Origin of the sequence: Staphylococcus sp. 191 (assembly GCF_011174885.1) — a bacterium.
Classification (GTDB): domain Bacteria; phylum Bacillota; class Bacilli; order Staphylococcales; family Staphylococcaceae; genus Staphylococcus; species Staphylococcus coagulans.
Map to the genome: position 1 here is coordinate 45,235 of NZ_PNRJ01000014.1, position 13,508 is coordinate 58,742.

Genomic DNA, 13,508 nt, shown 5'->3' on the forward strand with positions numbered 1-13,508 from the left:
GCATAAAGTCTGACTCCGTTTGTTTATTGCATACGCCTAAGCAATTACTTTTGCCCGTATGCCAATTGATGGATTGTTTTAAATTGTTTAACTGTGATTTCGTTAGCATGTGTTTTTTGATAATTTTGGCGTACTTTAAAGTAACGCTTTTTCAAATGCACATCGCGCAATGCTTGTTTTAATTCTGCTACTTCATCCTCTTTTGAGAATAAGTTTTGAGGTGCCGTATACTTGCGATTATGTGCAATAGCTGCATAGCCTAAAATCAGCATATCGTAATTGAAGGCTTTACGAACTGCATCGATAATTTCGCCACCTTCATTAATATCCAAATAAATGTCGCACTTTTGATATAACTTCTCGACTGTACTTAATTCAATCGCTTGATATAATCGAACATTTTTATAACGCTCAAGTTGAGTGAGTACCGACGACATCTCAGTGACCGCACCAATATGGAATGTCGCAAATGGGCAGGCCTCTATGATTGAAGCGATATGATGAATTTGATCGGTGTTTGTCATTGTGAGAATTTGGGGTTGATATGTGTTCGTCTTTTCATATTGATACAAATAACCACCCTCATGAATAACTGAACATGCATCTTCATTAACCGCTTCAGTAATTGCTTCATATTCCTCTTTATGTGTCACTACAATTTGGAAATCTCTTTGGCCTGTATCGTTATTAAAAATTAACTCCATATTACCTGGGACATTTCCTTTACAATGTTCTTGCCAATAGAGGACATCTTGCCCTCTATGATTAAGATAATACAGCACTGAGAAAGGCGTTCCTAATGAGTTCACCACAAAGTGATTTAAGTCAATCTCCAATGCTTCTAAGAAAAAGGTTAAAAATGCGATATGACTTTCAAAGTGGTACTGCTCACCTTTCCAATTTAATACGACAGATTGCGCTAAGAAATTGTAATAAATTACATCTTTACCGTCTTGATCAAAATAGCGTCTAAAAATTATGTTTCTATTTAAATCATAAACCGTTTGTGCAAAAAGCACACCGTGTTGCGTATAATGATCCACGTACTGTAACTTTCCTTGCTGATTCAACCATTCAACATGACTCACATGACGGCGTTTTTCACCCGGTCTATATTGAATCATCGCACGTTTTTGACTCATATCTTTAACCCATGCTTCTTCATTATTCCCTTCTATTTCCCAAAATCTAGGGACAGGAATTTCATTGAAATAAAGCGGACGTCCATTTTTAGGTGCACGATAGTTCGCGAAAAATTGGTACGGTGTTATCATTCCTTCAGGCAAAAAACCATCATCTTCCAGCACAATTGTTGGCGCTTGTTCATCAGCTAAACTTAAAGAATCATATAATGCTTTTGTTTCACTATCAAAATGTTCGAACAAATTAACCATGTTGCACCTCTTCTACTAAATCTTTCCAATTTTGTTGAATATTTTCTAATAAGTAAGGACGTGCAATTCGATAAGAGGTATCGTGTGGCTTTTTAGGTCCATGATTAAAGTATTGCACCATCGCATCCGCAAGACGCTGAATAATCGCCTCATTGCCTTCTTCTTTGACATCAATCGGAATAAGATATCCATTTTTTCCATCTCGAATAAACGTAGGATTGCCGTAATTCACATCAAAACCGATCATTCCTAAACCAGAGCCAACCGCTTCCATCAACGTTAAACCAAATCCTTCACTCGTAGAAGCTGCCGCAAAGAGCTTATAATCTGCATAAACATCGTCTAATTTAACGTGACCTAACAAGCGAATATAATCTTCTGCTTGATGACTTTGAATTAAATCTTGAATCTGCACTCTTTCGCCACCTTCACCATAGATATCAAATGTGAGTTTCGGTACTTCTTTTTTAGCAATGACCGCTGCACGCACGAGCCAATCAATATGTTTCTCACTAGCTAATCTTGACGCTGTGATCATTGAATAAGGTTTACGCTTTTTGTTTGGCTTCCGCAGTTGATCTAAGCAGCCTACTGGGATTGTGAAAATTTTAGGCGTTGCATTTAAATATTTCTTAAATTGCTGAGCCAAAATATCTTTTTGACGTTCTGTTGCAGTAATATAAAAATCAACCTCTTTATGGTTTGTAAATTGATATTCATAATAGTTGTTCCACAAAATATGATGCTCGTCCGTCGCATTTTCACTGAAATGTTCCGCGTGTACAACAACCCCTAACTTACTGTCGCCACTATTTTGCATCATAGCTTGACCTACTTCAGTCGCGCGATCAAAAATCACAATATCGTCAGCTGTTAAATTTAATTTTTGGAAGAAATAGGCTACAAACGCTTCTTTAGTATAAAGTTTTGCATCTTTCATCGCATAAATATGCGTGCCACCATCAATATATTCTGTATAAGCTACTGAACCATCTTCATTGTAAAATTGGCGCATAAAAAGTTTCGCTTTATTGTTATAAGGCGCATAATATTCTGAGAAAGTTCGCACATAACTATAATAATCTTTGCGTACGAGCTTGCCATTAATAACAAATTCAGCAAAATCAACAATATCCTCATGTTCATTTTTTAAATAACAAGTGACATAGCTATCCCCTTGTCCCAACGTCAGCCATCTGACCTTACCTTCTTGCTCTTCTTTCACCACATCGGCATGCATGCTTGCTTTAATATCTTCTAAAGTATAAGAAGTCGGTGCGATTTTAATATCTGTAAAATACTGATAAAGCCAGATTACTTCCTCATCTTTAAAACCTATATTTTCTGTAAGGGTTTGTATATTTTCAGAACTCATAAATTCTAAAAACACAAATTTTAAAGGCATTTTTAGTTCTCGTAGCAATTTGGCACGATACATTTGTGCATACTCGACACCGCTACTCGCCCACCCAATACCAAAATTAATGTTATAAATTGTCAATTTGAAATCACCTCTTCTAATTCGGAAAATGCACGATTAATCGGCCCTTCTCATCAAAACTTGTAATACTTTGACAAAGGTATTTCACGATGTCTTTTTTGATTGCTTCTCTCATCAACTCAAATGATTCGAGCGCGACACGATGATACTCAAAAATAGGATTACGTTTCCCGTTTTGACGTGCATTCACACTTGATTTTAATTTTTGTAAATGATCCACCTGTTTAATCCAATTACTATCCACTGCTTTTAAAATCGCCTTTTGTACAAATTGTGTGTACAAATACGTATTTAATTTCGCTTGTTGATATTGCAATTGCTCTTGAAATAATTGCATTAAATATTGAATGACCTCATTCGGGTTATTTAAATTCAGTGCTGATATTTCACTTGTAAACTGAAAGCTTAAATTTTTATAAATATAATCAATGAGCATCCTTTCAGACACGGTCGCTTTTTTAACAAGTGTGGTAAACACTTCATGCGCAATGCTTTCAAGTTGCTGATGCTCTATTTTGGTCATATTCAAAATGTGATTCCGCTCTTCATAAATCAATTCACGTTGCGCGCTAATACTTTTTTCAAATTCATTGGACGTCTCTCGTGTTTGTGTCCCTTGTTCTTCTGACACCCTTTGGGCACGTTGCACAATTTTTTTAATGCGTCGTTGAAAAACAAGACTATTTTGAAGCGTATCGGTATCCATTTCCATCAGTTTGTCCATATTTAAAGACTTTGTATCTCCCCATCGCTTAACCAAATAATCATCAATGGAAATGTAAATTTGAGACGTCCCAGGATCCCCTTGTCTACCTGAGCGGCCTCTTAACTGACGATCTACACGACTATTTTCCATATGCTCACTTATTATGACCGCTAAGCCCCCTAATGCTTTCACACCTTCAGCCAATTTAATGTCTGTCCCACGACCAGCCATACTGGTTGCTACGGTGACTGCTTTTAACTGCCCCGCTTCTGCAATCATTTGTGCTTCTTTCGCAACATTTTGTGCAATCAACAAATTGTTCGGTATATCTAGGTCAAAAAATGCACTTGAAAAATATTCTGCCATTTCTGCAGTACGTGTAATCACAAGGACAGGACGTTGTTCTTGATAAAGCGCTTGAACCCGTTCGATAATGGCGATATTTTTATCTTCGGCATTTCTAAAAACGCGGTCTGGAAAGTCTTGTCTCTGAATCGGCTTGTCAGTTGGAATTTGGACGACCACTTTCGTATATAAATCCAAAAACTCTTTTTCACCGAGTTTGCTTGTTGCGGACATCCCTGAAAAAACATTAAATTGCTTAAATAAATTTTGAAAAGTAATGGTCGCCATCACACTTCTATCCATCGTGATTTCAACATTTTCTTTCGCCTCTAACGATTGATGTAAGCCTGATTGAAGTTTTGTACCTGGCATCATGCGTCCAGTAATGCGATCTATTAATACGATGTCACCTTGAAAAACAAAGTAGTCAAAGTTATTTTCAAACAAATGTCGCGCTCTTAAAGCCAAGTTAATATTGCGCACTAAATCGAAATAAGGGGCATCAAAAATATTTTCAATACCAAAGTATGCATTCGCCGCATCAATACCTTGATCTGTCAACCAAATTTCCTTTTTTGTTTTCTTCATTTCGAAATGTTGCTTTTCCACAAGCGTTTCTACAAACGTTTTGACCACCTTAAACAAGTTCGATTGAAGACGAGGCGCACCAGAAATGACGAGTGGTGTTTGTGCAGAATCTAAAATAATAGAATCCACTTCATCGATAATGCCGTAATTCAGTTTGGGTAGGAATTTACCTTCTTTACTATCTGCTAAATTATCAATTAAATAATCAAAGCCAAGCCGTCCACCTGTCGTATAGATAATGTCATGATTATAAATCGCTTGCTTTTCGCCCTTTTCATATTGATGGTCTGGATCTTCAACAAAGCCTAAAGCGATAGTGATCCCTAACCATTCAAATAATGGTTGCATCTCTAGAAAATCGCGCTTAGCCAAATAATCATTGGTCGTAATAAGGTAAGCCCCTTTTCCAGACAATGCATTCAAGTACAAAGGTAACGTTGCTGTAAGCGTCTTACCTTCTCCCGTTTGCATTTCTGCGATATTACCTTCATGTAAAACAATCGCACCCAAAACTTGGACATCTTTAGGAAACATTCCTAATACGCGCCAGCTTGCTTCTCTCACAACTGCATAGGCTTCTGGCAAGAGGTCATCCAATGTTAGCCCTTGCTCTAATTTCTTTTTAAATTCCATTGTTTTTTGTTGAAGTGCCTCATCAGGTAAAGCACGATATGCTTCTTGATAACGATTAATCCGGTTCAATATTTTTTTAAGCTTTTTTAAACGGACTTGGTTAATTGTTTCATGAATTCGATTTGGCATCATTGCTCACCTCCACACACCTTGGCAGTTTGTAACATGGCAAGATGTCGACTTGGATTCAATAGCGGTTCGACTAACTGAAATGCTCCAGTATCTAAATGGTCCTCCGTTTGATAAACGACAACATGCGCGACATCAGTATTCATTTCGACTTCATCATGATTTGGTCGTTGTGTCACAAATGCTGTGCCTTTCATATGCGATGCCATGACACACGCGATTACATTGGAACGTGAATGATAACCTATGAAATGAAGTGAACATTGCTTTCCTAACGCATTGATCCGTGCCGTCAAATTTGATACCGCTTGCGCCATAGATGCTACGTCCCAATTGTGCACTGTGATACAGTTTGGGAACTGGCGAAGCGCACTGTTGCTGACTCCATTTTTTTCGACAAATACGATATTCACTATAGGGAGATGTGACACTTTATTTTGGATATCACTGATGTATAGTTGATTATCCAGTTGCGCATCTTCTCCTTCTTTAATACAAATTTGACGAAATTTCACAACTTTTGAAGCAGCATTAATCATTTGAAGTTCATAATTAAATGCCTGTTGTGGCATTCGTACTTCCGCTTCATGTCCACGAATAATTTGAACATCACAGACCGTGTTATCTCGATGTTTAAAAATGATTTTAAAATAAATGCAATGTGAAGGCTCCACATCATAATCAAATTTGAAATGATAAGTCTGATCTTTCTTTAAAATTGGCAACGTGGGTATCGTTTTATCTTTCTGAAAATTTGTCATCATTTCCCATTGGTGAATGACGATTCCAGACGGCATTAATTCATTTTGAAAGACTGTCTCTGACGCATGAAATCGAAATTGTGTCCCATACATAAATGTATTGGACGTGATTTGTGTCCATCGAATATTAAAACTATCCTTTTCTTTCATGTGTCACTCTCCCAAATCGACTCTCAAGAATCATATTGTAAAAATTAACAAACCAGTTTGTAATCGTTGCAGAATCATCATTATGTCGCCCCGGTATACTGCGGCTCATCACACGGATATGCTGACGGGATAAAAGCGGCAACAGCATATTGAATGCTTCGATGTCATAGTCATCATCTTCCATATACGAGACAGCAACGGTGGTCTCTTTAATATTCGACTGCTCTAAAACATTCCAAAATCTCCGGTCGAGCCTTTGAATTGCATCCGCATCCATTGCTTTTTCATTCTTCATCAACACGTCAATCGCGGTTCCAAATTCTTCAGGTCGTTTTAAACGCATACATTCAGCGATAGTCCCAATATTCACCAGTGGCTTTCCAACAACGATTGCTGCTGGTTTTAACTGTGCACCATAATATAAAGCGCCAAATGACCCCATAGAAAGCCCAGATAAGATTAAATCATCATCTTTAAAACCAAGAAATTTCAACTTATCTTGAATCACTTTAATAATATTGGATTCAAAAGACTTTGAACCTAAATAAAATGCGCCTCCTTCTACTCTCGGATCAGCGATCAGTAGGAATGGCGTTTTAAATTTACGCATCATATAAAATCCTTCAAACCCTTCGGCAGTCCGATAACCACTGAAATAGACATTGAGGGGTGGCTTCAAATCACCGGGATCAAAATAATGAAGAAACTCTTCTCGATTTTCATCGACATAACGTTCTCCACCTAAAATACATTGCCCCATTTCCATTCGAGACCATCTTTTGTGTATCGCACCTACCCGTAAAGTTCCGCTTCCTTTCGCCTTTGCAGTAATAAGAATATACGCATTCTCATCTGCCACTGGTATCTCTAAAGGACATTTTAGTTCTTCACCTTTTAAGACAAATTCTCGACTAAATTTTCCAGCTGTCCCAAAATCCAATAATCGAAGCGTAAATAAAACTTCAACACGGCCTGTGACAGTATACTCAGGCCATATTTGAATCACTTTCTCACGATCATAAACTAAATAATTTTGCCACGATAAAATAGGCTTAAAGTCTTCCCCAAAATCTCCAGTGAGCACAATCGCATGACTTCCATCATAGTATGCGTCACCTTTAAATCTTGAATTGACGATACAAGTGTGAGGCGCAATTTTATCCCCATACTGTCCTGAGAACGATAAGGCTAACAATTTATGAATACATTCTTCCGAAGTCTTATATTGAAATGGACGAATCATCCGTTCACGAACCAGTGGCTCTGATTTAAATTTTGAGCCCCAAAATTGTTGATCAATATAAGTGTTGTACGGTGCAGTGATATTTTGTAAAGCCTTCATTAAAGGTTGCGAATAAGCAGTTTGTACAAAAATAAGGTCATATGCTTTATCATTCAAATATTCATCGTATGTCACTTTATCTTCTAACGCACGGGTTGTTAAAAATTGAAAAACAACCTCCTCTTTCGTTAAAAAGTGTGATGACAAATCATTACCGCCTATTTGTAAGACTTTATATTTACGCGCCATTTTCATCACCCACTATCCAATGCGCTAATTGTTTGACGATTTGATGAGATGCATAATGTTTGGCTAACTTCATCGAATAAGCAAAAGCACGGTTCCAATTTTTTAAATGATTTAAGAAGTAATCTGTCGCAATCGCCAAATCATCAATATGATGAAGTAGATAGCCATTCACACCATGTTGTACATAGTCTGTGGGGTTAAGATTAATCTGTGGTAAACCTGCCCCAATTGAACAAATTTGTAGAAACAAATCTGGCTCGTCACTTAGATCAATAATGAGTCTCATCGTCGCAATTGCTTCAACAAGTTGATTTTCAAAAGGCACTTTTTTCAACACAACATATTCGATTGCTTCATCGCCTACAATATCGCGAATCATTTCAGGTGTTGAATTATTTCCACTCAATTCACGATTGATATGCTGCATCGTTTCATTAATCCATGAGGGTATCACATCATGTGTTTTACTCAACAATTCCACACGGACTTGAGGATGCTGTTGCATTTCCACTTTCAATTGCGCCATTGTGCATTCGAATAGTAACGGATCAATCCCGTCTATCCATACACCTATCTTCATTTCATGAAGCTGACTACTGATATTCGCATGAACTTGAACATCAAAAGGCGTAATACGCATCATTTGATTGTCACTTTGAAATTGCTTTTGATAATGCGAAAGACGTCCCTCATTATCAATAGTATCTACAAGCCAATAACGTCCTTTTTTAATTGAAGCAAACTCATTTTCAGGCTCTGCACTTTTTCTGCCTTGAAATATGGAAAAACAGAGCTGTTCACATGGAATGTGTGCCGCAACCAAATGATTGTGGCGTATATCCGATGCAACAATCGCCGCTTCAATAGGTGTGTCCGCACGGTCTATATACCATTGGAACCATTCATGAATAATGTCTGTCATATGTGCATAAGTGATTTGATTAAAAAGAGGTTGATATTTGTGATGAATTTCAACTTTTCCAGTAGCACCATCTTCTTTCATCACCCAGTCACCATCAAATGTCATATAAAGTTGATGATCAACTTGTCCTTTATCGTCATAAATCATCACACTAGATAGAAAACCGCGATCATCAAAAATATAACGTCGGCGTTTCACATCGTTTTCATATGACTCAATCCAAATGAGATAGCCCTCTTGACTAAAATAGATATTTGAATACTGAAACTCCGAAGTGATTGCACGAATATAAAATGGCATATATATAAATTCTGTCTCTTCAGGCCAATTGAGCTGTCGATAGTCCACAGATTGCGGCGTTTGATGTTTAAAACCTTGAATCTCATCAAATAATGACCAATAATGTGCATCAAACAAGTCATGTCGATGTAAAAACGTACGTAAATCAGGACTATAATTTAATAGCACAAGTACAAATGGTTGCTCATTTTTAAGATGCATGCCCATCAGACTGATTAAATCATCAAATTCTGTTTTAGATTTTTTAAAAAAGATGGGTTTGGCATGGCTTTGCCACCAATTCTCATCGCTATACCAAGCCGGGATAAAACATTTCATAATTCTCTCCTCACCAATATTGTTTTAAAACATGTTGATACTTATCGAAATAGAGATAGGTTCTAAATGTATCTGCAATATTAATCGCAATATAAACTAAAATAATCAATTGTACGGCTAAATATATTTGTTGAGACAAATGTGGGATAAATAATGAGCAATACAACGGTATGCCAATGATAATCCCAACAATAAACGTTCCAAACCAACATATTCTTGTAGCCATACGATTGAGATAAGCGGATGTCTCTTTTCCAGGCCGAACACCTATAAAATAGTTTCCATTTTTTAAGAAGTTTTTCGAGTTTTGCTTCGTATTGATCATTAATCGTGACAGAAAATACCCTAATACGATCTGTATCAATAAATACGTACTGATGCCGATATAATTATCGAAAGAAAAAATTTTAATATGGGCAGTCTGTCCTATCGTCAAACTCAGTGCTAGATTTAACGTACTATTTAATAGTAGAAAGACAGATAAACTAATCATGATGGATAGACTTCCACCTGGATTGAGTTTCCATGCTAAATAATTCACCGTATTTTCTTTTGAAACATCCAAAATATCTTGATATTTTGTTCGGTATTCTATTAATTCAATCAGCAATAAAGTAAATAATGCTGCCACAATCAATACAGTGACAATGAAGATTTCGTATGTTTCTATATTTAATTTAGGTCCATGCTGAGACAATGAAGATTTCGTATGTTTCTATATTTAATTTAGGTCCATGCTGATTAAATATAGATCTCACAATGCTTAACATAACGATTGGCATTGGCCCGGCAACGCCATTTCTTACATTTTGATCGGCAAGCCAAACGAGCATCATTGAGCCCGCAATTAAAATTAATAATAAAAGCAATGCATTGGATTGTTTTAAATGACTATGATAAACGAATTGATTTAAAACAAAGCAGCCTTGCACAATACTCAAAATTAAAGTCAGAAACTTTTCTTTAAAATGCTTTTCCGCTCGTGTTTGTCTCATCGATTTCTCAATATTTTTGTAAGACCATAAGCTAATAATAAGCAATGCTGTTAACCATGGACCGAGTCCAAGTGAAAAAACATTCAATCTTGAAATATCTCCCCCCATATTAGAAACAGCTAGCCTATAAAACCCATTGCCCTGATGTTTCATTGCATGTGCACTGATGATTGGAACATGGCTTCCTAATATGTATATCAATAAAATAAGAATTGTGAACAGTATTCTTTTGTGTAGAATTTTGTATTCATATTGTTTAAAAATACGTTTAATGATATTACCTCTCACATTAACCCTCTTTTATATAAAACATGGGGTCAAAGGGGCTATCCCTTTGACTTTATTGTTCTAGCCCCTTCTACCATGTTTGAACTTAATTTTATTGTTCAGATGATTGGTGATCATCCTCTTTATCTTTTTTAGATTTTTTTAACAATCCAAGACCTGCAAACATTGCTGCAACCGCTGCAAACAAGCCACTTTGTGATGTTGTTTGACCCGTATCTGGTAATGTTTGTTCAGATGCTTTTGCTTGTTGCGTTTGCGTGTCTGATGATTGCATTGTTTGCGCATCCATCGAAGGTGTCGCATTTGTCATTGCATTCATAGCAGACGATTCGCTATCAGATGAAGTTTGAGACATTGATGTGCTCATTGACGTACTCGCTGATCCACTTGCTGTCACTGACGTGCTCATTGACGTACTCGCTGATTCACTTTCGGACAATGATGCATTCATTGACATACTTGTTGATTCGCTTTCTGACACTGATGTGCTCATTGACATACTTGTTGATCCACTTTCTGACGTTGATGCACTCATTGACGTACTTGCTGATTCACTTTCGGACGTTGATGTACTCATAGATTGTGATTCTTTAACAGAAAGGCTCATTGATACACTTTCGTATGTTGACAAGCTATCTGATGCGCTTGTAGACATACTTACTGAATCACTCATATGACGAGATGCTGATAATGACGCACTTTCATCTGCATTTACAGACATTGCTTCTGATACAGATGTACTTGTTGAAGTACTCAACGAAGCACTTGTTGACGCGCTCGCTACTTCAGATACAGCTTGATTTACACTTGCTGACAATGATGCATATGTTGATGTTGAAGCTTCCGCACTTGCTATTTCACTCAATGATGCACTCATAGATTTACTATTCAAACGTGCTTCTTCTACTGAATGACTTAACGATGCTTTGTCAGAGTTCGATACTGAAATCGATACACTTGAAGCTGTACTCATCGATGCACTTGCTGATGCTTGTTCTACGATTGAAGTAGAAGTTGATGCACTTTCTGCAGCTTTTTGTGAAGCTTTTTCATATTCTGAAAGGCTTGCTGATTTGGAAAGTGATGCTGACTCACTTGTCGAATGTTGTACCGACTGATGCGCTGACTTAGATAATGATGCTTGTTCTGATTTCGACGCAATTTGTGATTGAGATGACGCATTTTTCATAGAAGTACTTTCAGATACTCGTTGGCTCATGGATGCTTGTTCAGAAGCACTCAATATACCCGATTGACTTGCTGATGTAGAAGCAACTGTTGAATCACTTGTCGAAGTACTTACTGATAATGATGCTGACTCAGCTGAAGCCATCTCACTTGGTGTGTGATTTTTGTAGCTTTCAATTGCGCTTGTTGATAACGATGTGCTCATCGATGCACTAGCTGAAAGACTTCTGATGTCATTAAACATCAATGACACGCTTGTTGACGCACTCACTGATAATGATTGGATTTGTAAACCAAATTCAGAAACGCTTGTGGATACACTTGCTTTATCAGCATCTACTTTTGAATTCGATTCTGATGTGCTTGCTGACGCACTTTCTGATTGAGATTCTGCCAATGATTGTTTTTCTGACATTTGTGCAGACAATGAATCACTTAGAGAAGCATTCATCGATGCACTTGTTAATGTTGAAACAGAGTTTGCTTCATACTCAGAAGCAGCCATTGATGCCAAATTGCTAGTTGAAGTGCTGATTGACGTGCTCTTATCTGCACTTGCAGACTGACTCATTGTTGCAACAGTTTCATTAGATTGATCTGCTGACATGCTCATTGATTCAGACTCACTCATAGCACGACTAAACGAACTACGCTCTGATACACTTGTCGATTCACTCAACTGTTCAGTGGACTTAAGTTCAAGATTTGTAGACATCGCTGTTGATTGTGAATCAGAAGCGGATGTACTTGTTGAACTACTGCTCATAGCACGCATCGACGCACTAGTCAAACGTGAAGCTGACAATGATTGTTGATCTTTAAGACTCACGCTAGACGCGTTTGACATAGAATCAACGGTAGATTGGCTTGTTGATACACTTACAGACTCACTGATTAACTCAGATACATTAGTAGGAAGTTTATCAGACGTTGACGTACTCATTGATTCACTAATTACACCGATTGGTAAATCTGTTGTTAATGGTTTGCCTGTTGACGCACTCATCGATGTTGATGTGCTCGCTGATGCTGATTCGCTTGCTTTATTCGCCGACTCAGATGCTGACGCACTCACCGACGTTGACGTGCTCACTGATGTCAATGTGCTTACTGAAACGGATTCGCTTGCTTTGTTCGTCGACTCAGATGCTGACGCACTCACCGACGTTGACGTGCTCGCTGATTCAGATGTTGATGCACTTACGGACGCTAACGCGCTTGCTTTATTCGCCGACTCAGATGCTGACGCACTCACTGATGTCGATGTGCTTGTTGATGCTGATTCGCTTGCTTTATTTGCAGACTCAGATGTTGATGCACTTACGGACGCTGACTCGCTTGCTTTATTCGCCGACTCAGATGCTGACGCACTCACTGATGTTGACGTGCTCGCTGACGCTGATCCGCTTGCTTTGTTCGCCGATTCAGATTCAGATGTACTCATCGATGTTGATGTACTTTCTGATGCTTTGTTCACTGATGCAGAGTCTGACTCACTTACTGAAGTTGAGTCACTTGTTGATACCGATGCACTCTTAACTGCTGATGCAGATTCAGATTCACTTACCGATGTTGATGTGCTTGTAGAAGTTGATTCGCTTGATTTGCTTGCCGATTCAGATTCAGATGTACTTATTGATGTTGATGTACTTTCTGATGCTTTGTTCACTGATTCAGATGCTGATGCACTTACGGACGCTGACGCGCTTGCTTTATTCGCCGACTCAGATGCTGACGCACTCACTGATGTCGATGTCTT

General features: G+C 37.8%; 7 protein-coding genes and 2 pseudogenes. 1 reads left to right on the forward strand and 8 read right to left on the reverse strand.

What is annotated here, in order from left to right; translation table 11 throughout:
* Positions 1-44 precede the first annotated feature (44 nt).
* The 8 genes and pseudogenes from gtfB to C1H58_RS09570 form a co-directional block, all read right to left on the reverse strand.
* Positions 45-1,394, reverse strand: coding sequence for an accessory Sec system glycosylation chaperone GtfB (gtfB, locus tag C1H58_RS09535; RefSeq protein ID WP_165546055.1), 1,350 nt, complete (start codon positions 1,392-1,394; stop codon positions 45-47).
* A complete protein-coding gene (gene gtfA, locus C1H58_RS09540; RefSeq protein ID WP_165546056.1) occupies positions 1,387-2,895 on the reverse strand; it encodes an accessory Sec system glycosyltransferase GtfA in 1,509 nt (502 codons plus the stop codon). Before gtfA ends, gtfB begins: the two co-directional genes overlap by 8 nt.
* Before the next feature lie 16 nt (positions 2,896-2,911).
* Complete coding sequence (gene secA2 / locus C1H58_RS09545; RefSeq protein ID WP_103356277.1) at positions 2,912-5,296, reverse strand: accessory Sec system translocase SecA2; 2,385 nt, start codon at positions 5,294-5,296, stop codon at positions 2,912-2,914.
* A complete protein-coding gene (asp3, locus tag C1H58_RS09550) occupies positions 5,296-6,207 on the reverse strand; it encodes an accessory Sec system protein Asp3 (RefSeq protein WP_165546057.1) in 912 nt (303 codons plus the stop codon). Before asp3 ends, secA2 begins: the two co-directional genes overlap by 1 nt.
* On the reverse strand, positions 6,191-7,738 hold the full coding sequence (gene asp2 / locus C1H58_RS09555) for an accessory Sec system protein Asp2 (RefSeq protein ID WP_165546058.1): 1,548 nt from the start codon (positions 7,736-7,738) through the stop codon (positions 6,191-6,193). Before asp2 ends, asp3 begins: the two co-directional genes overlap by 17 nt.
* Positions 7,728-9,278: an accessory Sec system protein Asp1 gene (gene asp1, locus C1H58_RS09560; protein ID WP_165546059.1), complete on the reverse strand. Its 1,551-nt coding sequence runs from the start codon at positions 9,276-9,278 to the stop codon at positions 7,728-7,730. Before asp1 ends, asp2 begins: the two co-directional genes overlap by 11 nt.
* A gap of 10 nt (positions 9,279-9,288) precedes the next feature.
* Positions 9,289-10,546 (reverse strand): annotated as a pseudogene (gene secY2 / locus C1H58_RS09565) (accessory Sec system protein translocase subunit SecY2).
* Positions 10,547-10,652: 106 nt separating this feature from the next.
* Positions 10,653-12,755, reverse strand: coding sequence for an LPXTG cell wall anchor domain-containing protein (locus C1H58_RS09570; RefSeq protein WP_165546060.1), 2,103 nt, complete (start codon positions 12,753-12,755; stop codon positions 10,653-10,655).
* Here C1H58_RS09570 and C1H58_RS09575 point away from each other — a divergent pair.
* A pseudogene (locus C1H58_RS09575) lies at positions 12,736-13,508 on the forward strand (MSCRAMM family adhesin SdrC); the annotation flags it as partial. The gene C1H58_RS09570 and the pseudogene C1H58_RS09575 sit on opposite strands and share 20 nt — an antisense overlap.